The sequence below is a fragment of the Parapedobacter tibetensis genome (assembly GCF_024704835.1).
Taxonomy (GTDB): Bacteria; Bacteroidota; Bacteroidia; order Sphingobacteriales; family Sphingobacteriaceae; genus Parapedobacter; species Parapedobacter tibetensis.
Genome location: NZ_JAMXBE010000005.1, coordinates 385,290 through 410,355, shown reverse-complemented (window position 1 = coordinate 410,355; position 25,066 = coordinate 385,290). Strand labels below are relative to the sequence as shown.

The window sequence follows — 25,066 nt, the reverse complement described above, 5'->3', positions numbered from 1 at the left end:
CCACATGTATATCTCGAGATTATTCGGCAGGCCGGTGTATAAACCGGCCCACTTTCATTCCGGCCAATCCGGAAAACCCACTTACAAGGCCGACGACCAATGCGGCGATGACGAACACCAGTATAGTGCCGGGCACATTCGCTAATGCCGGCGCGCCGCCGGTGAAAACACCGGCAACCTTGCTTACCAAATCCACTTCGGACAACACATGAAGATAGGTTGAATAACCTAACCATAGGGTAAGTCCCGCCAGAGCCGATACCCAAAAGGCATAGGATGCCGTTGGCGACCTCCACCAACAGCCGGCGAAACAAACAGGAGCAATGACCCACCAAGGACCAAAATAGGACAACAGCCCTCCGATAAGCACAATTAGTAGATATAGCATGTTAGCTCATTTTTTTGGTTTCAATGAAACGTGATGTTGCAGCCTTTCCGATTCCTCATCGTCATGTTTCATAAACAGGAGCGTATCCAACTCGCCGTTGGCCCAGCGGTCAATCATATTATCGTAGTATTTACTCCCGGGGTTGCCAGATTGCCCACCCGGATATAAACCATAGGCCACCGGCCATTCGGTGTCCAGCTGCACCACCATTCGCCACGAAGGACCATGGGTACCCGTGGTGGCATTGACAATACCACCACCGCCACCATTAATAATTCCTGTACGGCCAAAGGAGGTGAAATTGGGTACCAAATGCATAATCCGTGTCCGTTTCACGGTTCCCCAGGCCCAATTGCCTTCGGAAATATTGCCATACCGATCACGCAACATCATCAAGGCGGATTTAAAGCTCTCCCGTACGATATCGTCCATGGTTTCCACCGTATCCATCGTGTTTACATTATCAAACCACTTGGCATCCGGTTCGTTCTTGATGAGCTCAAATGTGCGGTCGAGACTCGGGTATACCAGTCGTTTATCCTTGGGGAACTCATCATCCCAGATTCCAGCAAGCAATTCATCCAACCAGTTCTCGAAAATGGAAGCGCCTACGGCATCTGCGGCATTCAGGTAGTCCCACTGCTCAATGGCTTGGAATGCCTCCGATTTCCGAGTGGATTCATTCGAGGATAAAACTGGAAGCAAATGCGGTAGAATCCGCCGTGCATCCACGTTGTAAACATCGTTTTGCAATGCGCGTAAACTATCGGTAGTGGCGCCTACCATCGCTTCGAGGCGCTCATTGATGCGGATGGCTCGGCTGGAGTGCGCAAATTTCCAGTCGAGGTAATAGGGATAGGTGGTGTCCGTGGGAAATTGGTTGGCCGAACTCACATACCCCCTGGAAGGATTTCTCACCTCGGGGTTTTGGTCATTGGGAATCCACCCTTGCCAATCATGCGCTGCCAAGGTGCCATCCAACAGGTATTTGCCCTGGCCTTTCCACTTTAACGGCAACTTCCCATTGGAGGTGATGACAATATCACCGGCATTGCTCGAAAAGATAAAATTCTGGGCTGGTGCGGTGAAATAGGACAACGCCCGGCGATACTCACCATAGTTTTTTGCACGGTTGAGGTAATGGAAAGTAAGCACATCGGCACCATCGGTTTCATTGGTAACCCAACGCATGGAGTAGCCCACTGGTAGGCCTTTAGCGTAATTGGTCGGTTTCGCTTCATGGTACACAATGGGTCCGTGGTGCGTATAGTATAACGTGTCTTGTATTTCCTTCCCGTTTTTTAGCTTGAAGGTTTCCATATGCATGGTAGTAGGTTTCCACTGCCCATCATGCCAATATGCTTCAAATGTGGTGTCGCGGAACCGGATATGGTAAAAATCCATCACATCCGATCCGACGTTGGTGACTCCCCACGCAACGTCTTTATTGAAGCCGACAATGATGGCTGGCGTGCCCGGCAAAGCCACACCATATGCGTTGACATGGGGTGAAGACAACTGTATTTGGTACCAAATAGATGGTAAGGTCAATTGCAAGTGCGGATCGTTGGCGAGGATAGGCAGGCCCGTGGCCGATTTGCTCCCCGCTACCGCCCAGTTGTTACTGCCCACTTCGGGACGGGGAGCCGGAACATTTAAAGCCAGCAGGTTGCTGTCAGGCAAGGCCGACACGGTGTCCGGCACGGCGGGGATGGCCAATGGTGAAAAGGTCCAATCTGTCCCTTCGGGTACAATGGGCGATTCCACCGCAGGATAGTCCGGGAACAGGTCGGCCACAACATCAGGACCATACTGGGCCAACACATTGCTAAGTCGGTAATCATTACTCCCACCATTGAGCGTGTTGCGCATGTTCATCAGCATCAGGATGGACTTATAAGGAGACCAGTGCTCAGGTTTATAATTCAGGAGTTTATATTCCACAGGCAGATCCTTATACGCCAATTGGTCAATATACGCATTCACACCAGCCGCATAGGCCTGCAGGATCCGGTTGGCCAAGGTATCAGCTTCCAAATTTTTGGTGATGGCAATTGCTGAGCGCGCCATACCCAAGCGCCGGTTAAAGCGGTCGTACTCCAATGCACCTTCACCCACCACTTCCGTGAGCCGTCCTGCAGCGACAAGCGTGTAGAATTCCATTTGCCATAGGCGGTCACGGGCAACCACATACCCTTGGGCAAAATATAAGTCGTCATCGCTATTGGCGAAAATATGGGGTACCGCATTGTCGTCATAGCGGACAACCACTTCGTCCATTAACCCCTCGATAAAGATGGCTTCATTTTCTTTGATGAGGTTAGTCCCTTCGTTTTGGAGGAAACCCTGAAAGGGGTTGAATACTTTCCCCAATGGTGGCACTACACCCCAGGAATGATGGAACAAATAAATAAGGGCCACCGCAATGAACAATGGCCAAAAATGCGCGATGAATCTCATAATTTTTTTAGGCGTTGTATCTTGTAAGGTCTCTTTATACCTCCAAACTTAACCAAACCCAAACAGTTATGCAAATAAATTTTAGTAACAAATGGTTTTGTTTGAATCAGGTCGATTTCAGGAATCACCGTGTATAGTGATAAGCCGCTTCCACACTTTCGATTTTTGCCAGCCTATCCAAAATGCTGTTCACTTGAGTCTGTCGGATTTGCAACTCCAAGACACAGTTGTTGTCAAAGTTTTGCTTCAATATATCCAGGTTTTCCGTTTTCACGATGCGCATCACTTCGTTTAATTGTACATAATTGAAGGATACACGATAAATATCATTAACGGTGAGTTCCACGATATTGGCCGAAGCTAAAGCCTCTTGCGCAGCGGTTTTATACGCATGGATAAGACCCGGCACCCCCAACAAGGTCCCGCCGAAATAGCGTACCACCACGACAAGGATATTGGTCACGTCATAAGACAATAGTGTATTGAGGATGGGGCGGCCGGCGGTTCCTGAGGGTTCGCCATCGTCATTGATGCGAAAAACTGTGCGGTCGGGCGTAATCCGATAGGCCCTCGGAAGGAGTGGCGATTGTCTTGTACGTATCTTCAAACAAATTCACGAATAGGCAATGATTAAAACGGACATGATCGCCAAAAGTATCCCAATTTTATTAATAAACGACAATTTTTCGCTGAAAAGGAAGATCCCAACAAGGGAACCAAGGGTAATGACCCCGACGTTCATCCCCGTAAACACGATGGATGGATTTTCAGGCAATGCCCGATGGGCCTTCATGTAAAATAGGATATTGGCAAAATTGAAGCCACCCAAAACCATCCCCCAAAATATAGCGTGGACCGAAAACCGCTTCTGGGCAATGAAAACCCGATAGCCCAAATAGCAAAACGCGGCCACCATGGCCATGCTGAATACCAAGAGCATCGAGGTGGTATAGGGTATACCGGCATGTTGGGCGATTTGTTTGAATAGGATATCGATGACGCCATAGCCGAAGAATACCAACAGGGGAAATAGCCACATTCGGTTGTTGCGCCCATATTGATTGTGCCCCTTATGCCAGCCGATACTGCATAGTATGCCCACAATGCCGATGGCAACGCCAATAAGCTTGCCGATTTGCGGGGTTTCCCCGAACAGCCAAAACGCTGCCACCAACGCAATGAAGAGGGAGAGGCGCTGAGCTACCTCGGTGCGTACAATGCCCGCATAGCGAATGGAAGCGCTAAGCGCAAAAAAAATAGTCGGCAACAGGATGGCAAGCACAAGGTATAAAGCCATGGGAGCTGCCGACAGGATGCCGGGTTCCCACTGGGGTTGGAGTAAAAACCAGGTACACAATACCGCTATTGGGTAATTCCACACGATAATCTGGAACGTATCTACCTGATAACGCCTGGCCAGTTTCAAGATGACGGAGACGGTGACGCTGCAAACAACACTGAGCAATACGTAACCCATATCGATATTTGTTGGATATTATGCCGGCGAAGTTAATGTAAAAAGGGTAACCAGGGAAGTGGCTGACCCTATTCTTTAAAAGAATACGGATCTATTTTTTGCTAATCCGGTAGATCCGGCCTTCCGCCATGTCACAGATGACGTACAACGCACCGTCCGGCCCTTCCTGCACATCACGTAGCCGTACGCCCTGATCGGCAAGAAAGCGCTCTTCTCCGATGACTTTCCCATCTCTCACAATCAGCCGGATGAGGTGTTTCCCACTCAATGCCGCCACAAAGATGTTATTTTTCCACTCGCGAATCACATCTGATCGATAGAATGTCATGCCGCCAGGGGCGATGGAAGGATCCCAGTAATACCTCGGTTGTTCCATTCCCTCGAACTGGGAGATGCCTCCTCCGGTCGTGTTCTCCCGATCAAAGTAGTAGCTTGCCGGATTGGAACCCGGTTCCTTATGAATACCGCTACTGGCTATCGAACCGTCAGACTTGACGCCATAGCTAATAACCGGCCATCCGTAATTGACACCGGGCTTGATGATGTTGACCTCATCACCACCTTTGGGGCCATGTTCAATTTCCCAAAGCTCACCCGTCATGGGATGGAAAGCCAGTCCTAACGGGCTGCGGATGCCGTATGCCCAGATTTCTGGTAGTGCACCTGCTTTGCCCACAAATGGGTTGCCTGGAGCGGGATTCCCTTCCTTATCAATGCGCAAAATCTTACCGACGGATGCATCGAGATTTTGTGCCATATACTGGCTATCGTTTCGGTGCCGGTCGCCGACACTTACCATGAGAAAGCCGGATGGGTCAAACACCAGCCTACCGCCATACACGGCTGCACCAGCAATTGCGGGCGTTACCTGATAAATATCCCTGACATCTTCCAAGCGATTATTGGCCGAATCAAGCGTTGCTCGTGCCACGGTGAGCCGGCTCCTATTAATATCCCCCTTGGCGTACGAAAAATACACTGTTCTGTTGCTTAGGAAATCGGGGTCGAGGGCAATGTCAAACAATCCGGCATTACTCCCGGGAATATCATCGTTGAAAAATACGGGCGGCACACCAGAGATAGGCGTGCCAATCGTGCCGTCCGTAGAAACAACACGAATAAAACCATTTTTCTGGGCAACCAGGAATTCGCTGCGAGAAATAAATTTTAAGCTCCATGGCTTGTAGAGCTCCGCGTCCGCAGCAATCAATGAGATTTCAATCGGGGTAGCGGTGATAACACTTGGTCCGCGAGTCTGGCCCTCGAACACAGGTTGATACCCAGCACTGTTTCCGCGACGCGTTTCTACAGGGTCTCCCGGATTCGGTTTGTATGACAGATCTGCCGGTTGATGAGAACCCCACACACAGGAAGCCAACAACAATAGCACGGAAATACCCAGCGTAGCAGGCCGCTGGATTTGAAGGAATACACGTCTACTGAAATACATAACTAACATTTCTAATGACTATATAAATCCCATCAAAGTAACGACACCATAATAAATAAGTTTATATATTTTCTTATAGAAAAATTGTATTGTAGATATTGTGCTACACAATAACCACCAAAAAGAAATGATACCATGCAAGGCCCTTAAAATTTGCTTTAATTCGCAAGTTTCCCTAAGTTTGCGTCCCTTTAAAATGCAGACAATTACATGAGTATATCAAAGACATATGACCCCAAGGAAGCTGAAGACAAGTGGTATACCTATTGGATGCAGCAGGGCTTTTTCCGGTCCATTCCGGATGAGCGCGAACCCTATACCATTGTGATGCCTCCTCCCAATGTAACCGGCGTATTGCATATGGGGCATATGCTCAACAACACCATCCAGGATGTGCTTATCCGTCGTGCCCGTATGCAGGGTAAAAATGCCTGCTGGGTACCGGGTACAGACCATGCATCCATTGCTACGGAAGCCAAGGTGGTGGCCATGCTCAAGGAAAAGGGTATCAACAAAAAAGACCTCTCCCGGGAACAATTCCTCGAATATGCATGGGAGTGGAAGGAAAAATACGGGGGCATCATCCTCAAGCAACTCGAAAAACTCGGCGCCTCCTGTGATTGGAACCGCACTAAATTCACGATGAATCCGGAGTTGAGCGATGCAGTCATCGACACATTCATCAGGCTATACCGCGAGGGCTATATCTACCGCGGGGTACGCATGGTCAATTGGGATCCACAAGGCCGTACCGCCTTATCAGACGAAGAGGTGAACCGTAAGGAGGTAAACCAGACGCTGTACTATATACGTTATGCTGTTCCAGGCATTGATGATGGACCCACTTACCTCACCATAGCTACCACGCGACCTGAAACCATCATGGCTGACACAGCGGTATGCATCAACCCCAATGACGAACGGTATGCCCACCTGAAGGGCAAAACAGCCTTGGTACCGCTCATCAATCGTGAAATCCCGATCATTGAAGATGAATACGTGGATGTGGAATTTGGAACAGGCTGTCTCAAGGTGACTCCGGCCCATGACCTGAACGACTATGAACTGGGCCAAAAGCATAACCTGGAAGTCATCGATATCCTCAATGACGATGGTACGCTCAATGAAAAAGCGCAGATTCTTGTGGGTGAAGACCGCTTTGCGGCCCGCAAACACATCGTGAAGTTGCTGGAAGAAGCCGGATACCTGGAAAAGACCGAAGCATACACGTCGCAAGTGGGTTTTTCCGAACGTACCGATGCCGCCATTGAACCTAGGCTCTCCATGCAATGGTTCTGCCGGATGGCTGAATTGGCAAAACCTGCCCTCGAGTATGTAAACAATGGCGAGGTGAAACTCATTCCCGATAAATTCATCAGCACCTACCGACATTGGATGGAAAACATCAAGGACTGGACCATCAGTCGCCAGCTGTGGTGGGGACAACGTATTCCGGCATGGTATAATGCTCAGAACGAATGGGTAGTGGCCAAAACCAGTGATGAAGCCAAAGCCCTGTTCCAAGCCGAGGGTAAATCCACCGAAGGTATCCGGCAAGAAGATGACGTATTGGACACCTGGTTTTCATCAGGTCTATGGCCCATGTCGGTATTTGATGGAACGCGGAATCCGGATAATGCAGACATTCGCTACTATTATCCCACCAACGATTTAGTGACGGCTCCCGAAATCCTGTTCTTCTGGGTGGCGCGCATGCTAATTTTCGGGCATGAATATAGGGGCAAAGCACCATTCAAGAATGTATACCTCACTGGCATTGTGCGCGACAAACTGGGCCGTAAAATGTCGAAATCGCTCGGCAATTCACCCGACCCAATTGAGCTGATGCAACAGTACGGCACCGATGGTGTACGTGTAGGGATGTTGCTCTCCTCCCCTGCTGGCAACGACCTCATGTTTGATGTGGCTTACTGTGAGCAGGGACGCAATTTTGCCAACAAAATTTGGAATGCATTCCGCTTAGTCAAAGGCTGGGAAGTAGCGGAAGCTCCGGCTTCCTCCGCACAACGAGAGGCTGCCAATTGGTTTGGCCATCGGTTTAACCAAGCCGTGGCCGAGATCGATGGACACTTTTCCAATTACCGCATATCGGATGCCCTGATGGCTATCTACAAACTCGTTTGGGACGACTTTTGTTCCTGGTACCTGGAATTGGTGAAACCAGCTTACCAACAGCCCATTGCCAGAGAAGCCTTTGAAACAACCAAGAGTTTCTTCGAGGCGGTACTGAAACTCATCCACCCCTTCATGCCCTTCATCAGTGAGGAGCTGTGGCATGATGAGCTTTTCGGGCAACGCAGCGAACGTGATTGCTGTATTGTGGCCGAATACCCCAAAGGAGGTGTGTTTGACGAAAAAGAATTGGGCGATTTCGCATCATTGCAACAGGTGGTGTCTGAAATCCGTAACCTGCGTAATGCCAAGCAAATCTCTACGAAAACACCGTTGCCTATGGCCATTTATGCCACTTCCGACACCGACTTTGCTCGTTATGCCGAGTGCATCCAAAAAATGGCCAACATCTCCGAGATCAGTTTTATCGACGGAAAACAAACCGGCACGACAAGCATTTTGGTGGGCAAAGATGAGTTTTATATTGACATTGCCCAAAACATCGATGTGGAAGCCGAAAAAGAACGTATCAGTAAAGAAATTGATTACCTCAATGGATTCCTGAAATCAGTAAATGCCAAGCTGGCCAACGAACGCTTTGTACAAAATGCCAAGCCTGAAATCGTGGCCAATGAACGGAACAAGAAGGCGGATGCCGAAATAAAAATAAAGATTCTTCAGGAAAATCTTTTAAACCTCACAGGTTTTTGAAACCTGTGAGGTTTTTTTATTAGTTTAGCAAGCTTAACTGAAAATCCCATACAATTATGAACAAATTGCTAAGTATTACACTGATTGGCTTGCTTACCGCATGCCAACAAGGACAAAAGGAAGAAGACCAAGAAACGGCTACGGATCCCAATGCCATTACCTGCGAGGGCATCGGCCCTGTCAAACTCAGCCATGCTTATGCCGATTTAGTAAATGAAATCGGGGCGGATAAATTGGATAATGATACGATAGAAGTAAACGGAAATACCGTACATATCACTAGGGTATTTCCAAATGAGGCGGAAGAAATCGCCGTTTATTGGGCGGAAAGCCAAGAACCTTATTCAACCGCCACAAAACTGTCTGTAGGCAATAATTTCGGACCATACCAAACCGCCGAAGGATTGCGTGTTGGGTCTACCTTGGATGAAACCAAGAAATTGAACAATTTCATGCCATTGACCATGACCAATTTCTACAATAGCCTGGATGGATTTGCCGACATAACTAGTTTTAATGGTGGCGATATCGAAACGAACAACCCATGCTTGGGAGGTAAATTGGATATTGTGAAACAACGTGGAGTAGATGTACGGATATTGGATGAAGTAAAGAGCGACCCTGAGCTTAAATCTTCGCATAAGCTATTTAATAGCTTGGATGTAGAAGTAGTGGAACTGAGTATTTCGGCGAAGTAATCGTGATAAACCTAACAGGTTTTTGAAACCTGTTAGGTTATTATTCAATCCCCAATGCCTGAGAGACCCGGTTTCCAAGGCGTGTTACATCCGTCTTTAGACCTCCGTAACATGAAATCACGTTGACCGGTCTGTCCTGTATATTCCTGAAGTTGTACAGCCACCCACCTTCAATGAACAAGAAAAACCCTCCCAGTTTGTAATCGACCCCCATGCCACTACGCATGGAGGGCGTAACATGAACAATATTTTCGATAGTAACTTTATGTTGGTCAGGCAGCACCATTGCACGTGGCTCTACCATCACACCTGCTCCCGGTCCGGCAAACGCATATACACTTAGTTGTTCAAATTGTTTACGGACACCCGCTGCAAGGTTAAGAATATAAAAATTGCTCCTTCCCTCTTCTAAATCATAGGCATAGTCGGGATCATGCACCTGCTGGTTATACCCAAATGTAAGGAAATCAAGCGAAGGATATATGAAGTAATGACGGTTATCCAACGAAATATCTAATCCCAGGTTACTGGAAAATTTAGCGTGCAACACTTCCTTGGTTTTTCCTAGAGCAAATCCCCACCCCATCCCGCTGACCACATAAATTTTCCGCTGGTGCAGCGTAGTATCAGTGGCTGTCTGCGAAATAGCATTTCCTGCCTCAAGTAGCAGTAAAAAAAATAATAGTCGTTTTACCATATCATTTTGAATGAATATTGTATGCTACAACAGAAAATGCGTACAAATGTTTTAGTGGTAGTGAACGCGGACTAAACCTTTATAAATACCCTTTGCTCTGTGGTCCATGGTTAAATAACAAATCCACAATACTCAGGTTGGCGATGAAACCATGTTTGTTGTCAAATACCTGATAATACGGTTTATTAGCCCCACCGGGATTTTCTTTTTTTGGATGAATGGATTTCCTGAAATCAATTTCCGGCGCATAGTCTTCCCGATAACTATCAGTATATCCGATCTGCCTATTTATTTTAAGTAATCTTAATAATAGCTTGATTTGAGATACGTTATAATCAAACAGCAGTTCATGCTGTTGTTGGTAGAACACGGCAAAATCGTCTTCATAATACTCAAAATAGGCTGAGCTACGGTATGCAGTCTGCAAGCTCATCCAATGTAGTCGCTGCCAATCCGCCTCATCATTAATCCGCACATCCTTCATTTTGGTATGCTCATGACGTCCTTTCCGTATGGGTATAATCAGATCCAATTTCCCGTTGGCTGAATAAATCGAAGCACGGTTACGGTACGTCTGCTTAGGAAAATGCTCATATCGGTCCAACAAAATCGGTTCCGAGGAAGACCGGATGGTACTGAAAAAAGATATCGGAGGAAGGTATAATGCTGGTAATATCAGATAGTTATCCATGGATTGCAAGAAATCTATTTTTGTGCCGTAAAAATAACTTAAATTAAGGATATTTGCAGCATCACGCTCGATCATTGGCCGTAATGCGAAAAACTTCGTTGTTATCTTTCTTTATTTACTTGATATCCTTATTGCCCTTTTGGGTGTTATATGCATGCTCGGATGTGCTGTTTGTATTGCTATACTATGTCATCGGTTACCGAAGGCAGGTGGTATATGAAAACTTGACGAACGCTTTTCCGGACAAAACCCATAAAGAGCGTATGGAAATCGCCCGGAAATTCTACCGCTTTCTGCCAGACTTAATAGTGGAAGCCATTAAGATGCGTAGCATGTCGGCGAAGGAGGTAAACAAAAGAATGGCATATCGTCAACCCGAAGAGCTTGAAAGGCATTTTGAGCTCGGAAAAGACATCATCGCCCTTACGGCACATTACGGCAATTGGGAATGGGGAATCCATAAAATTAGTGTATCCACAAAAAACCCAGCGCTGATCATCTATAAACCGCTCAGCAACAAAACCATTAACGAAATCTATAACCGCATCCGCAGCCGATTCGGGGCGATTATGGTGCCCATGAAACAGACGTTAAGAAAAGTTTTGGAATACCGTAACAGGCCGCATATCAGTGTATTTGTTGCCGACCAAACGCCGAGTTACACAGAATCCGACTATTACGTTCAATTCCTCAATCAAAACACCTTGGTATTTATGGGGGCTGAAAAAATTGCCAGAAAGACAAATGCCCCAGTAATATTTTGTCATATTGATCGAATTAAGCGGGGATATTATTGCTGTACATTTACGACGCTTGTCGAGAATCCTGCCGAAACAGCGGAGCATGAGGTTACTGATCTGTATAACAAATTCACAGAAGATATCATTCGCAATAAGCCAGAACTATGGCTTTGGTCACACAGGCGATGGAAAAGGAAACCCAAACAATGAAACACTATCCAAAAGTAGCTGTCGTGATTTTGAATTGGAACGGTCGGTTTTTCCTAGAGAAATTCCTACCTTCCGTGTTTAACACATGCTACCCAAACATCGAGTTCGTCGTGGGTGATAATGGCTCCACGGACGATTCGATATCCTTCGTAACCACACATTATCCGACTATCCGCATTATCCGCAATGATCGAAACCTAGGGTTTGCTGGGGGGTATAACAGCATCCTCACGCAAATAGAAGCCGATTATTTTGTGTTGCTCAATTCTGACGTAGAAGTAACACCCCGTTGGATAAAGCCTGTTGTCGACTTGTTGGAAAGCAATCCTGATATGGCTGCGGCTCAACCTAAAATCCGCTCATTCTATCAGCGAGATAACTTCGAACATGCAGGGGCAGCTGGTGGATATATCGATCGGTATGGCTTTCCTTTTTGCCGCGGACGGATACTCAATGTGACGGAAAAAGACATCGGACAATACGATGACCCATGTGAAGTGTTTTGGGCCAGTGGCGCCGCATTTTTCATAAAACGTGAATGTTGGCGATCGTCCGGTGGGTTTGATGAGGATTTCTTCGCTCACATGGAAGAAATAGATCTTTGCTGGCGTCTTAAACGTGCGGGATACCGTATTGGATATTGTCCGGATTCGGTAGTTTATCACGTTGGGGGTGGCACGCTAGATACCAGTAATCCCAGGAAGACCTACCTCAACTTCCGCAATAGCCTATTTATGCTACAAAAAAATCTACCCTTTCTGGAAGCCACTTGGGTGGTGTTTGCCCGCATGTGGATTGACTTTACGGCACTCATCCATTTCCTCTTGACCGGCAAATTCCGCGATGCTTGGGCTGTCAGTCGCTCCCACCAACGTTTCTTTATCGACTTTTTCAAAACAGCAAAGAAAAGGAATCGGTATCCCCCTACATTCGACACTACCGGCATGTATCGGGGCAGCATTGTTTGGGCGTTCTACATGCATGCCAAAACCCGTTTCAACAAACTCAATCTCAAGCGGTTTTTGTAAAATACCGGCTACATGGCAACTTTTTGGATAAATAGTTGTTATTTTAGCATGGATGGAAACTGAACACAGATAACGCTGATCTGGCTGATGCTTGCTGGTTTGCCAATCAATCTTGCTGGCATGCTGCACATAGATTCGTTAAATCCGCGTTCCTTCCGCAATGTATTTTAAGTATTGTAAATTGTAAACAGTATTGTAAATTGTAAACCAAAACAACTCAACAACCGCAATTATGAAAAGACATGCACTCCTTTTTTTGTTGGCCATATGTGTATTTGGCCTGAATATCCAAGCACGGCAAACCGACCCTTTAGCTGGGTCCTGGCATACACAACAGGGCGATATCGAACAAACAGCGGTTTTTGTTAACGGCTACTTATCGCACAGCACATACGATGTCAAAAACAAAAAATTCATTGCTACACGAGGTGGTACATATACCACCGATGGCAACAAACTTATCGTCACTTGGCAATATGACACCGAAAATGCAGCGAACAAAACCCCCATCGAAAACTGGCTGGGCCAATCGAGCACCTTTGACTACCAAGTCGCGAATACCTTAACCACCAACCTATCTGGCACCAATGCTACATGGAATCGAATTGATAGCAACGAAGGCTCAATGGCTGGTGTGTGGCGCATATCAGGCAGAAAACAAGAAGATGGTATGAGTCAAATGCCTTTAAGGGATAGAAGAACCCTGAAAATACTAAGCGGTAAACGCTTCCAATGGGTGGCCATCAACATCAAAACCGGTGAGTTTTCGGGTACCGGGGGTGGCACATACACATTTGAAAACGGCAAGTACACTGAAAACATCGAATTTTTCTCCCGAGACAACGACCGTGTCGGCGCTTCACTCACTTTCGATGGCAAAATCGAAAACGGCCAATGGCACCATTCCGGTCTGAGTTCAGCGGGAGCCCCAATCTATGAAATATGGGGTAAGCTCGAGGAATAGTGGTGGTCAACGATTGCTGAAAACCATAAAATTCGTATTTTCGCTGCCATGTCACCAGCAGAAGCAGCAATCCGCATTGAGGAGCTAACCAGGGAACTCAACGAATACAATTACCAATACTATGTGTTGGCAAATCCATCCGTCTCGGACTACGACTTCGACCAGAAGCTCAAGGAACTGGAAGCGCTGGAGCAGCAATTTCCGCAATTTCTTGATCCTGATTCCCCTACGCAGCAGGTAGGTGGTGATATCACGCAACGCTTCAAAACCGTGCGCCATCGATGGTCCATGCTCTCATTAGGCAACACCTACAGCGAGCAGGAATTGCGCGATTTTGATGAACGCGTGCGCAAAGCCATCGGCAACGACTTCGAATATGTATGTGAGTTGAAATTCGACGGATTATCCATCAGCATTACCTATGAAAACGGTATCCTCAAACAAGCAGTGACCCGCGGCGATGGCACGCAGGGTGATGAAGTGACCACTAATGTGCGCACGATCAGGAGCATACCCAATCGCCTGAAAAACAATGGGTATCCCGACCTCTTTGAAATCAGGGGTGAAATATTCATGCACCGCCCAGCATTCCAACGACTAAACAATGAGCGCATCGAAAATAGCGAAATGGCATATGCCAACCCTCGAAATTTCGCTGCTGGAACCATCAAATTACAGGATTCTGCTGAAGTAGCCCGCCGACCACTGGATTGCTTTTTATATTTCTTATACAGTGACAATAGAAACAAGTTGTTCAAAAACCATTGGGATAGCCTTCAGGCCATAAAAAAATGGGGATTCCATGTATGCGAACATACATTGCTATGCCGCTCCATCGACGAGGTGCTTGCTTTTATTACCAAATGGGAAGAACAGCGCCTGAGCCTCAGCTATGATATCGATGGGATTGTCATCAAAGTGAATGACTATGGCCAACAAGAAGAATTGGGTTTTACAGCCAAATCGCCCCGCTGGGCCATCTCTTATAAATACAAGGCCGAGCAGGTAGAAACGGTGTTCCAATCCGTCAGCTACCAAGTAGGCCGTACAGGGGCGGTGACACCAGTGGCCAACCTCAAGCCCGTGTTATTGGCTGGCACCACAGTGAAAAGAGCCAGTCTGCACAACGCCAATGAAATCATCCGGTTAGACCTCCACGAAGGGGATACCGTATATGTGGAAAAAGGTGGCGAAATCATCCCCAAGGTCATGGGCGTAAACTTTTTGAAACGTGTAGCCGGTGCCCAACCCATCATTTATCCCAGCACCTGTCCACAATGTAGTACCCTGCTAGTAAGGAAAGAAGGCGAAGCCGTACATTATTGCCCTAACGACGAAGGCTGCCCTCCTCAAATCGTGGGGCGCATGCAGCATTTCATTAGCCGCAAGGCCATGGATATCGAGGGGATGGGTCACGAGACGATCGATACATTCTTCAAACAAGGGCTGCTCCGCAACATTACGGATATCTATACGCTCAAGGATAAGCAGGATGTTTTGGTGCGACTTGAACGTTTCGGTCAGAAATCCATAGATAACATGTTGGCAGGTATTGAAAAATCTAAGGAAAAGCCCTTTGAGAAAGTACTTTTCGCCCTTGGTATTCGTTATGTCGGTGAAACCATTGCCAAAAAACTGGCGGCCCACTTTAAAAACATCGATGCCTTGGCCTCCGCTTCAAAGGAGGAAATTGAATCAGTACATGAAATAGGCGAACGGATTGCGGAAAGTGTTAATGAATACTTCGCTGAAGAGGTGCACCATTCACAAATAGAACTGTTGAAACGACATGGTCTGCAATTGGCCCTCATCGTCGATGAAACCGAACATCTTAGCGATAATCTGTTGGGCAAGACGTTCGTCATCTCTGGTGTCTTCGAACAATTCAGTCGTGAGGAGTTGACCGCCCTCATTGAAGGCCATGGGGGCAAGCTGCTTAGTAGCATTTCCGGCAAACTGGATTATCTTGTGGCTGGCGATAAAATGGGGCCATCTAAACTGGCAAAAGCTGAAAAACTCGGTATCCCCATCATTTCCGAACAGGATTTGCTTCAGTTAGTGGCCAATACCGATTAAATATGGGAATCTTGATGGGCCTCCGTAAGAAAGCTGGCGAAATAACATTGCTTTCCATGCTTCGTCGGCATAGCGAACCTCAACGAACCATTGCTTATGAAGAGATTAAGCGAATCGGTTTACTCATGCCTTTACGAGAAAATGACGACATACAATGGGTGGATGACGTGTTAAACCAACTCTCCAAAGACGGCAAGGAATGCGTCGTATTAGGTCTGTTGGAATCGCCTATTGAGATACCAACCAACCCCAATATCATCATCCTCGAACCTGAGGCCCTTGCCTGGAACCTCATTCCTAAAGAGCATGCAATAAAATCATTTATTTCCATTAATTTTGACCTCTTGTTGAACCTCTGTACAGACGGAAACCACTTGGCCTTGGATTATGTTGCCATCAAGACACCGGCTACATTCCGAATAGGGCGTTATGAGCCTAGGCTGAACAAGGCATATGGGTTGATGGTGAAAGGTGAATTTGTGGACAGCAGGGAGTTATTAAAAGCAATAAAACACTATTTAGTCAAAATACATTAACATGAACGAGCTTCACGGCGCAGGTGTTGCATTAATTACGCCTTTCCATTCTGATGGAACGATTGACTTCGCGGGTTTGGAACGACTCATTGAGTACCAGATCAATGGAGGAATGGATTATCTTGTTTCATTGGGCACCACCGGCGAGGTGGCTACCCTTACCGAGAGCGAACGAAAGGCCATATGGAAGTTTACCGTTGAAAAAGTAAGCGGACGTGTGCCGCTTGTGGCTGGTATAGGTGGCAATAACACCGCCGAAATCGTGCACCATGTCAAGTCCTTTGACTACAGTGGCTATATCGCCATCTTGTCTGTGAGTCCGTATTACAACAAGCCCACACAGGAAGGCCTCTACCAGCATTATAAAGCGGTGGCATCGGCATCCCCACTACCAATCATCCTATATAATGTACCGGCGCGTACTGGAAGCAACATCAGCCCTGAAACAACCGTAAGGCTTGCAAAAGATTGTGATAACATTATCGCCACCAAAGAAGCGTCCGGTAGCTTCGACCAATTTGGTAAAATCATGCGGGATAGGCCGGATGGTTTCTTCATGATTTCAGGCGATGACGCGATGACCCTCCCCATGATGGCATTGGGCGCAGTAGGGATGATTTCCGTGGTGGGCAACGCATTCCCCGCAGAAGTGGCCAAACTTGCACAGCTATGTCTCAAAAACGACTATATACAGGCCCGTGATATCCATTCCAAGTTAATCCGATTGACTGAGCTATGCTTCTTGGAAGGCAACCCGGCCGGGGTAAAGGCCATCCTCGAACAGTTGGGTATATGTAGCGCAGCGGTAAGATTGCCATTGGTGGAAGCAAGTGCCCAATTGGAGACGGCTGTCCGTGACGAATTAGCGAAAATATTGACTACCTAATCTGCTCAGGTTGCAGGTAGTTCTATGCCCAGGTCGCTGCTATCAGTAGAATGGGTAACGTTCCACCATATTCCGCTCAGCGCAGCTTTCGCTAATCCAACCTTACCCTGGATCAGGCGCTTGATGATTAAGTAAGGTATGGCTATAAACAGGTAATAGCAACCAAAGAGGAGCGCCGCAGGCCATTTGGCATTGCGCCTGATGAAAAGCCACCGGTTTCGAACCATGAAATAGCTCTTCAGGGGACTTTCCTTGCCTACGCTCATGGATTCCTTATGGTAAATCTTAGCCTTTCCGGTGAAACCGATTTTAAGACCGGCACGTTTGAACTTCTCGCACCAATCCAATTCTTCATAATAAAGGAAGAAATGTTCCTCCATCAATCCTACGCTTTCGAGATCGGCCTTTCGGCACATCATGGCTGCCCCATGGCAATACCCCGTCTGGGTTGTCATATAGCTGTATTGCCCGTCGTCATCGTCCATAACGCCGATGCCGTTGTTGCGGCCGGTGAGGTAATTCATCGGCGTATAACCGGCATATTGAATTTTGCGTTTATCTTCGAAATACAAGATGAGCGGTGAAAGCAGGCCAATATCCGGATGGCAGTGAAGCTCATCGCGCAATATAGGGATGAAATTTCCGGTAATCTCCGTATCGTTATTGAGGAACAGTAGATAGTCGCCTTGGGCATACCGGATGCCCAGGTTATTGCCACCAGCGAAGCCTAGGTTTTTTTCGGAGCGGATGTAGATGAGCGATGGATAAATTACCCTGAAACGCTCCCCGTTATCCTCTTCAGCGCCATTATCCACTACAATCACTTCCACTTCCTGTTCATTGGCACACGTCGATAGTGAACGTAGGAAATCTTCAGTGAGCGCTGGTTGCCGGTAGTTGACCGTAATAATGGATGTTAATGTCATTAGTTAAAAACGAAAGGATGCTCCTTATCAGATGGCGCAAAACTAATTGTTTTTTTTGAAGTAAGCTAACCGGAAAATAGTACGGTCGATTGTCCATGCATTATATGTAGCATATACGCTACAAAACAACATTTTCCGCCTCTATTTCAATCATTTTGTTATCTATCGACCTTACTTTTGGCTTGTATTAAAACAGGGGTGGTTTGCAGCTATATAGTACCAATCGTAATTTGAGTTAGGTAGCTCTACGTGCTAAATACGGTTGATCAATAGCGTTCTTTGCGACTTGTTTAAATTAAATATTACTTAATGACCGTCGACCTACCATCCGTTCAATATAGAACCAAGAAAAGTATGGAAAAATCGAGTTATGTATCGATACTAGACTATTTTCATGGATGGGTAGCACAAACACCAGACCGTATTGCCGTCCACTGCGGGGAGGATGCCTTGACGTTTCATCAATTAAACATAAAAGCTGATAAGTTAGCGCATTTAATTATTTCACAAAATAGTCTAGCCTCCTTCGTTGGCCTAAGTGCTACCAAAAGCATCGGTACCATCGTGGGGATGCTGGCAATTATCAAATCCGGTAAGGCTTACCTACCACTAGACATCACTTATCCCGAAGAACGAATACGGCAGATGGTACAAGATGCCGGTGTACAGTTCGTTGTTTGCGAGCATGCTGAAAACGAGTTTTTCTCCAAATTCGAATTGACACCGTTGGCCGCATCATGGGCTATTGGCGAAGGCAGTGACCCTTCAGAATTGGGGGCCCCCTCTCCTGCTGTTGACAGCGAACTGATTGCGCTGCTGTATACATCGGGTTCTACAGGCATTCCCAAGGGGGTATGCATGACCCATGTGGGCATGCGCAACCTCATTGAACACCAATTGCGCGACAGCAAGGCCAGTGGGGGTTCGAAAAACCTCCTTTTCTCGCATCTAAGTTTTGATGCTTCCTTCCAGGAAGTATTCGTAAGTCTCACATCTGGAGGCACCCTACACGTCATCGGCGAAGACATCCGCCTTGATGCCGTACAGTTGCTCAAGTACATCGAGCAGCAGTCCATCAACCGGATTTTCGTGCCTTATGTCGTGTTGCAATACCTGACTGAAGCAGCTCGGAACTTGAAATGCTATCCACCATCGCTCAAGGAAATCACCACTGGGGGCGAATTATTGAAAATTACGCCCGCGATCCGTGAGTTTTTTGTGCAAAAGCCGGACTGCACCTTGGTAAATGTGTATGGCCCCACGGAAACAAGCATCTGGGTCACGGATTTGAGGCTTACAGGCAACGCGGAAAACTGGCCGGATATCCCCACCATTGGCGCACCCATCGACAATGCGGATATTTTCTTACTAGACACGCAAATGAATGAGGTGGCAAAGGGCGAGGTCGGTGAAATCTATATCGGTGGCGTCAACGTGTCGAAAGGCTATCTGAATCGCGAGGAGTTGACACGCGAAAGATACCTGTCCTGGAAGGATTCCCGAGGTCATAAACACCGTTTGTACCGTACCGGTGACCTAGGCAGATTCCTGCCAAACGGTGAAATCGAATTCCATGGGCGGGCCGACCACCAAGTAAAAATCAGGGGAAATCGGGTAGAGCTTGGCGAAATCGAAATCTGCCTTGCTGAGTTGCCTGAAATCGCACAAAGTGTCGTTGTTCTTCGTGAAGACTCTCCAGGCATCAAGCGGCTCGTTGCTTACCTCATATCCCAAGACGGCAATCTGCATGACATATCTCCCATCAGGGAATATCTCGGGCAAAAGCTCCCCAATTATATGGTGCCTGCTGCTTTCGTGTGGCTGGAATCCTTCCCAAAGACCACCAGTGGCAAAGTGGATCGCAATGCGTTTCCCACGCCAGAGGTGGCCCGACCGGATATCGGCACGTTGTTCAAAAAGCCGTCTACCGAAAGGGAAAGGGAAATCACAGCACTTTGGTGTGAGTTGTTGCTGATTGATAAGGTAGGCGTAAACGACAATTTTTTTGAGCTGGGTGGCAACTCGTTGCTCGCACAACAGACTGTCGCGCAACTTAGACAGCGACACCACATCGAAATAACGGTCACCAAAATTTACCAATACCCCACAGCGGCTGCACTCGCTGTCATCGTAGACGGCACGGAATCGGTAACTCCGATGGCGAAAAGGCATAATGTGAGGAAAGGGAACAAAAATAAGGCTATTGCCATCATCGGCATGGCAGGAAAATTTCCGGGCGCCGCGTCGGTGGAAGAGCTATGGGACATATTGCTTTCTGGAAAAGAGACGGTTAAATTTTTCTCCGATGCGGAACTGGACGGCAGCATCCCCAATGAGTTGCTCAATGACCCTGATTATGTCAAGGCACGGGGCATAGTTGATCAAGCCGAATGGTTTGACGCCGCGTTGTTTGGCATCAACCCAACAATGGCCAGACTTATGGATCCGCAACAGCGCATATTTCTTGAGATTAGCCGCGATGTGCTGGAAGCCTCGGGGTACCTCACTTCAAGGGCCCAACATTCGATTGGCGTATATGCAGGCACAGGCAACAACACCTACTTCATCAACAACCTGCAACACCATCCTGAAGAAATAGCAAAGATTGGTGCGTTTCAGGTGATGGTTGCCAACGAAAAAGATTACATCGCCACGCGCACTGCTTACCAACTGGACTTGAAGGGTCCAGCGGTAAGCCTCAATACCGCTTGCAGCACCTCATTGGTAGCTATTTCCCAAGCCGTTGAAGCCATCCGAAATGGCCAATGCGACATGGCCATTGCCGGGGGTGTTTCCATTACAGTACCTATCCATAGCGGGCAACGTTACGAAGAAGGAGCGATGTTCAGCACCGATGGCCACACGCGCCCGTTCGATGCACAAGCAACCGGTACGGTGTTCAGCGATGGTGCGGGAGTGGTGCTATTGAAAGATCTGGAAAATGCCAAAGTTGACGGCGATACAATCTACGCGATCATTAGCGGTGTTGGGTTGAGTAACGATGGCGGCGGCAAGGGCAGCTTCACGGCACCATCGGCGACAGGCCAGGCTATGGCCATCCAAATGGCTATGGACGACTCAGGGTTCCTGCCCGAGACCATTGGATATATCGAAGCCCATGGTACGGCCACCCCGTTGGGAGATCCCATAGAGGTCGAAGGGCTAAAATTAGCCTTTGGTGACACACCGGAAAAGCAGTTTTGCCGGATCGGATCCATCAAAAGCAATATGGGTCACCTCACCCATGCCGCCGGAGTCGCCGGGCTAATCAAGGTAGCCCTTTCACTTTACCACCGAGTCATCCCCCCATCCATTAATTTCGATTGTTCGAATCCAAACATCGATTTCTCGAATAGCCCCTTTGTCGTAAACGAAAGGCCTTTCCATTGGAACATTGACCAGCGCCTTAGGGCCGGTGTAAGTTCTTTTGGCGTAGGTGGCACCAATGCACATGTGCTATTGGAAGCACATGTCTACGAACCGACTGATGAATCTACACCGCCGCTTGCCAAACGTCCGGTGCTGGTTAACTGGTCAGCAAAAACCGATGAGGCGGCACGGTCGTATGCCGGCAGGTTGGTGGATTTCCTGAGCAAAAATCCCACGGTACCCTTGGACGCATTATCCTATACATTACAGACTACGCGCGAAGACCTTAATAAAAGATATGCGATCGTTGCCGAAGGCCATGAAGAATTGAGCAACAAATTGATTGGAGGCCAATGGATCTATGGCGACCTGGAGGAAAACACCGATCAACTCGTCTTCATGTTTCCGGGGCAAGGAGCCCAATACATCAATATGGGGCTCACACTGTACCGCCATGAGCCTGTGTACCGCGAGGCCATCGACCAATGTGCCGAAATCCTTTTACAGGAAATGGGTGAAGATATACGGGCAGTTATTTTCACCGATGACCCTGTAACCGATCAAGCACAAGCCGCCGAAATCTTGCGCAACACGTACTATACACAGCCAGCGCTATTCATCACCTCCTATGCTACCGCAAAACTATGGATGAGCTGGGGCATCAAGCCTACGGCCTACATTGGCCATAGCATCGGAGAATTCGTTGCTGCCCACCTTGCCGGAGTGTTTTCATTGAAAGATGCATTGAGGCTGATTACCACGAGGGGCAGACTTACCAGTTCGGTTGATCACGGGAGCATGCTGTCCGTACGCGCCGCCGCCGATCGGGTAGCCACGATATTACCTGCCGAGCTATCCATCGCGGCCATCAATGCCCCAAACCTCTGTGTGGTGACTGGGCCAGACCAGCCCATTGCCGATTTCGCAGCGCTATTGGAAAGCCATGGGATTGCCTGCAAACCGCTGCATACGAGTCACGCGTTCCACTCCAGCATGATGCAGCCTATTTTGGAAGATTTCAAGTCGGAGGTAGCCCGCATATCCCTACATATTCCCAAAATGCCCATCGTATCCACGGTGAGCGGAAGCTGGCTGAAAGATGAGCAGGCTACCGATCCCGCGTATTGGGCGCATCACATAGTGGCTACCGTGCGGTTTTCTGAAGCGCTCCTCTTCCTCGAACAGGAATTACACCCCATCTATCTTGAAGCCGGGCCCGGCCAGGTGACCTCCACATTGGCTAAACAGCATGGAGCCGCATTGGCCCAAAAATCCATAGGAGGCCTATATGCTCACGAAAGCGGCGAATACTACGCCATGTACCAATCGCTCGGACAATTATGGACACATGGCATCGTACCGCATTGGGATGAAATTCATCTCCCAGCGCAACCTAAGACCATCCATACGGCGCCTACCTATGCGCATGATAGAAAGTATCATTGGATAGGACCAGAAAAAGATACCGACAAAATCATCAAAGAAGATAGTAAATTAAGAGGTAATATAATCATGAGGAAAGATTTATTAATCAACAACGTAAAGACCCTATTGGAGGAAGCTTCTGGCATAGATATCGCAGATGCACCGCTGCACGCCACCTTTATCGAAATCGGTTTTGATTCACTCCTGTTGACCCAAATTGCCCAAAGCTTAAAGAAAGAATTTGGCCTGCCTATCACATTCCGTAAGCTAAACGAAGAATACCACAACCTTAACTTGCTTGGCGAGTACTTAGATAAGCACCTACCTACCGAGTCTTACCAACCACCGGTGAGCCCGTCGACGCCATTGCCTCAGGAATTCAATACGGCTCCCGTAATGCCTTCGTACTCAAACGCTATGAACCGTATTCCGCAAAAGGTGGCCGATACAGCTACACAACAACTGGATCCCATAAGCCTTATATCACAACAAATCAGTTTAATATCTCAACAGATTGCTTTACTGCAAGGGTCGGCATCGATGAGCTTCCAACAGCCGATGGCTGCACATCAAAACGGGAAACCGGTACCAGTTATCCAATCTGTAGTGAGCGAAACCCGCACCACACCTACCGATACCACGTTGGCCGCAGAAGAAATGGCAGCGCTCAAGAAGCCTTTCGGGGCGACAGCACGCATTGAAAGGCAATCCTCCGCACTAAACGAAGAACAAGAGCGGTACCTGGCCGATCTCATCGCTCGGTATGTAGCCAAAACCGCAAAAAGTAAAGCCTATGCACAGGCGCATCGCACGCGCATGGCCGACCCGAGGGTAGTATCGGGCTTCAAGCCCGCCACTAAGGAGATGGTGTATTCCATCGTGGTAAACCGTTCAAAAGGATGCAGGTTGTGGGACATTGATGGGAATGAGTACATCGATGCATTGAATGGTTTCGGCTCTAACATGCTCGGCTACCAGCCCGACTTTATCGCTAACGCCCTGCACCAACAGATCGACGAAGGCTATGAAATCGGGCCGCAACACGAGAAGGCCGGCGAAGTCTGTGAATTGATATGTGAATTGACGCATATGGACCGCGCAGCCTTATGCAACACCGGGTCAGAAGCGGTATTGGGTGCTATGCGAATAGCCCGCACCATAACCGGAAGGTCTACGATTGTCGCTTTTTCAAATTCGTACCATGGTATTGTGGATGAAGTGATCGTGCGGGGCACGAAGAAACTGAAAACTTTCCCTGCTGCGTCCGGGATCATGCCCGAAGCCGTGCAAAACATGCTCATCCTCGATTACGGCACACCGGAATCGCTCCAAATTATCCGTGAGCGCGCGCATGAGCTGGCGGCTGTATTGGTGGAACCCGTCCAAAGTCGCAGACCGGAATTTCAACCGGTCGAATTTGTAAAGGAATTGCGTAAAATCACTACGGAATCAGGCACAGCGCTTATCTTCGATGAAGTCATCACAGGATTCCGCATGCACCTACATGGCATGCAGCACCTTTGGGGAATCGAGGCCGATTTGGCTACCTACGGAAAAGTGGTGGGCTCAGGAATGTCGGTCGGCGTAATCGCTGGGAAACGGGCATTCATGGATGCGCTGGATGGCGGATACTGGGAATACGGCAACGATTCCGTGCCAGAAGTAGGTGTTACCTATTTCGCGGGCACCTTTGTGCGCCATCCCTTGGCACTGGCTGCCACCAAAGCCTCATTGGAATATCTCAAGGCTCAGGGCCCGCAACTGCAAGAAAACCTCACTAACCAAACAAAAGCGCTCGTCGATGAGCTGAATAGCGTTTGCCAAAAGTACCAGATACCGTTATACATCGCCCAATTTGGGTCATTGTGGAAAGTAAAATACCATGGGGAATACGCCTATGGTGAATTGCTGTTTACGGCAATGCGTATCCGCGGTATCCATATCCTTGATGGTTTCCCTTGCTTCCTGACCACGGCACATACCGATGAAGATATCAAGCAGATCGTCCATGCCTTCGAGGGTAGTGTTCATGAATTGGTGAAGGTGGGATTTATCCCTACCATGGGCGAGCTCGATTTGGATAACCTACCGCCCATAGCCAACGCAAGGCTTGGTAAGGATATGGCGGGGAACCCCGCATGGTTCATCGAGGATGAACAACATCCGGGCAAATACCTACAAGTCGAACAGCTTAATTAACT

Annotated in this window: 17 protein-coding genes; 9 read left to right on the top strand and 8 right to left on the bottom strand. The window is 47.9% G+C overall.

What is annotated here, in order from left to right; genetic code table 11:
• Positions 1-19 precede the first annotated feature (19 nt).
• From NF543_RS11385 to NF543_RS11365, 5 genes are all read right to left on the bottom strand, one after another.
• Positions 20-388, bottom strand: a complete 369-nt coding sequence (locus NF543_RS11385; protein ID WP_257668253.1) for a hypothetical protein — start codon at positions 386-388, stop codon at positions 20-22.
• A gap of 6 nt (positions 389-394) precedes the next feature.
• Positions 395-2,848: a penicillin acylase family protein gene (locus NF543_RS11380; protein ID WP_257668252.1), complete on the bottom strand. Its 2,454-nt coding sequence runs from the start codon at positions 2,846-2,848 to the stop codon at positions 395-397.
• 124 nt (positions 2,849-2,972) lie between these two features.
• Positions 2,973-3,455 carry an IMPACT family protein gene (locus NF543_RS11375; protein ID WP_257668251.1) on the bottom strand — a complete coding sequence of 161 codons (483 nt, stop codon included), beginning with the start codon at positions 3,453-3,455 and terminating at the stop codon, positions 2,973-2,975.
• A gap of 6 nt (positions 3,456-3,461) precedes the next feature.
• Positions 3,462-4,325: an EamA family transporter gene (locus NF543_RS11370; protein ID WP_257668250.1), complete on the bottom strand. Its 864-nt coding sequence runs from the start codon at positions 4,323-4,325 to the stop codon at positions 3,462-3,464.
• Positions 4,326-4,416: 91 nt separating this feature from the next.
• Positions 4,417-5,775 (bottom strand): PQQ-dependent sugar dehydrogenase, encoded by a 1,359-nt coding sequence (locus NF543_RS11365; RefSeq protein WP_257668249.1) that lies wholly within the window; start codon positions 5,773-5,775, stop codon positions 4,417-4,419.
• Positions 5,776-5,985: 210 nt separating this feature from the next.
• Here NF543_RS11365 and NF543_RS11360 point away from each other — a divergent pair, with 210 nt between their 5' ends.
• Positions 5,986-8,619, top strand: a complete 2,634-nt coding sequence (locus NF543_RS11360) for a valine--tRNA ligase (protein ID WP_257668248.1) — start codon at positions 5,986-5,988, stop codon at positions 8,617-8,619.
• Positions 8,620-8,675: 56 nt separating this feature from the next.
• Positions 8,676-9,317, top strand: a complete 642-nt coding sequence (locus tag NF543_RS11355; protein WP_257668247.1) for a hypothetical protein — start codon at positions 8,676-8,678, stop codon at positions 9,315-9,317.
• Positions 9,318-9,357: 40 nt separating this feature from the next.
• Here the strand turns inward: NF543_RS11355 and NF543_RS11350 are convergent, their stop codons facing one another.
• Positions 9,358-10,014 carry a hypothetical protein gene (locus NF543_RS11350; RefSeq protein ID WP_257668246.1) on the bottom strand — a complete coding sequence of 219 codons (657 nt, stop codon included), beginning with the start codon at positions 10,012-10,014 and terminating at the stop codon, positions 9,358-9,360.
• A 79-nt stretch (positions 10,015-10,093) separates the two neighbouring features.
• A complete protein-coding gene (locus NF543_RS11345) occupies positions 10,094-10,705 on the bottom strand; it encodes a WbqC family protein (RefSeq protein WP_257668245.1) in 612 nt (203 codons plus the stop codon).
• 119 nt (positions 10,706-10,824) lie between these two features.
• Here NF543_RS11345 and NF543_RS11340 point away from each other — a divergent pair, with 119 nt between their 5' ends.
• The 6 genes from NF543_RS11340 to dapA all read left to right on the top strand — a co-directional run bounded on the left by NF543_RS11340 (position 10,825) and on the right by dapA (position 17,145).
• Positions 10,825-11,655, top strand: a complete 831-nt coding sequence (locus NF543_RS11340; protein ID WP_257668244.1) for a lysophospholipid acyltransferase family protein — start codon at positions 10,825-10,827, stop codon at positions 11,653-11,655.
• The gene (locus tag NF543_RS11335) at positions 11,610-12,683 is read left to right on the top strand and encodes a glycosyltransferase family 2 protein (protein ID WP_257668243.1); all 1,074 of its coding nucleotides are present in this window, start codon (positions 11,610-11,612) and stop codon (positions 12,681-12,683) included. The genes NF543_RS11340 and NF543_RS11335 overlap by 46 nt, the downstream gene beginning before the upstream one ends.
• Positions 12,684-12,915: 232 nt before the next feature.
• Positions 12,916-13,647: a hypothetical protein gene (locus NF543_RS11330; protein ID WP_257668242.1), complete on the top strand. Its 732-nt coding sequence runs from the start codon at positions 12,916-12,918 to the stop codon at positions 13,645-13,647.
• Positions 13,648-13,695: 48 nt separating this feature from the next.
• Positions 13,696-15,723 (top strand): NAD-dependent DNA ligase LigA, encoded by a 2,028-nt coding sequence (gene ligA, locus NF543_RS11325; protein ID WP_257668241.1) that lies wholly within the window; start codon positions 13,696-13,698, stop codon positions 15,721-15,723.
• 2 nt (positions 15,724-15,725) lie between these two features.
• A complete protein-coding gene (locus NF543_RS11320; protein ID WP_257668240.1) occupies positions 15,726-16,259 on the top strand; it encodes a DUF6913 domain-containing protein in 534 nt (177 codons plus the stop codon).
• Position 16,260: 1 nt separating this feature from the next.
• Complete coding sequence (gene dapA / locus NF543_RS11315; RefSeq protein WP_257668239.1) at positions 16,261-17,145, top strand: 4-hydroxy-tetrahydrodipicolinate synthase; 885 nt, start codon at positions 16,261-16,263, stop codon at positions 17,143-17,145.
• A 5-nt stretch (positions 17,146-17,150) separates the two neighbouring features.
• Here dapA and NF543_RS11310 read toward each other — a convergent pair whose 3' ends face one another.
• Entirely contained in the window at positions 17,151-18,071 is a 921-nt protein-coding gene (locus NF543_RS11310; RefSeq protein ID WP_257668238.1) for a glycosyltransferase family 2 protein, read from the bottom strand.
• Between the two features lie 354 nt (positions 18,072-18,425).
• Here NF543_RS11310 and NF543_RS11305 point away from each other — a divergent pair, with 354 nt between their 5' ends.
• Positions 18,426-25,064 (top strand): polyketide synthase, encoded by a 6,639-nt coding sequence (locus tag NF543_RS11305; RefSeq protein ID WP_257668237.1) that lies wholly within the window; start codon positions 18,426-18,428, stop codon positions 25,062-25,064.
• The last annotated feature ends 2 nt before the right edge of the window (positions 25,065-25,066 follow it).

Excerpts from the sequence above, each read along its gene's own strand:
- NF543_RS11385 (WP_257668253.1), bottom strand. The coding sequence starts at position 388 with ATGCTATATCTACTAATTGTGCTTATCGGAGGGCTGTTGTCCTATTTT.
- NF543_RS11380 (WP_257668252.1), bottom strand. The coding sequence starts at position 2,848 with ATGAGATTCATCGCGCATTTTTGGCCATTGTTCATTGCGGTGGCCCTT.
- NF543_RS11370 (WP_257668250.1), bottom strand. The coding sequence starts at position 4,325 with ATGGGTTACGTATTGCTCAGTGTTGTTTGCAGCGTCACCGTCTCCGTC.
- NF543_RS11365 (WP_257668249.1), bottom strand. The coding sequence starts at position 5,775 with ATGTATTTCAGTAGACGTGTATTCCTTCAAATCCAGCGGCCTGCTACG.
- NF543_RS11360 (WP_257668248.1), top strand. The coding sequence starts at position 5,986 with ATGAGTATATCAAAGACATATGACCCCAAGGAAGCTGAAGACAAGTGG.
- NF543_RS11355 (WP_257668247.1), top strand. The coding sequence starts at position 8,676 with ATGAACAAATTGCTAAGTATTACACTGATTGGCTTGCTTACCGCATGC.
- NF543_RS11350 (WP_257668246.1), bottom strand. The coding sequence starts at position 10,014 with ATGGTAAAACGACTATTATTTTTTTTACTGCTACTTGAGGCAGGAAAT.
- NF543_RS11345 (WP_257668245.1), bottom strand. The coding sequence starts at position 10,705 with ATGGATAACTATCTGATATTACCAGCATTATACCTTCCTCCGATATCT.
- NF543_RS11335 (WP_257668243.1), top strand. The coding sequence starts at position 11,610 with ATGGCTTTGGTCACACAGGCGATGGAAAAGGAAACCCAAACAATGAAA.
- NF543_RS11330 (WP_257668242.1), top strand. The coding sequence starts at position 12,916 with ATGAAAAGACATGCACTCCTTTTTTTGTTGGCCATATGTGTATTTGGC.
- ligA (WP_257668241.1), top strand. The coding sequence starts at position 13,696 with ATGTCACCAGCAGAAGCAGCAATCCGCATTGAGGAGCTAACCAGGGAA.
- NF543_RS11320 (WP_257668240.1), top strand. The coding sequence starts at position 15,726 with ATGGGAATCTTGATGGGCCTCCGTAAGAAAGCTGGCGAAATAACATTG.
- dapA (WP_257668239.1), top strand. The coding sequence starts at position 16,261 with ATGAACGAGCTTCACGGCGCAGGTGTTGCATTAATTACGCCTTTCCAT.
- NF543_RS11310 (WP_257668238.1), bottom strand. The coding sequence starts at position 18,071 with ATGACATTAACATCCATTATTACGGTCAACTACCGGCAACCAGCGCTC.
- NF543_RS11305 (WP_257668237.1), top strand. The coding sequence starts at position 18,426 with ATGGAAAAATCGAGTTATGTATCGATACTAGACTATTTTCATGGATGG.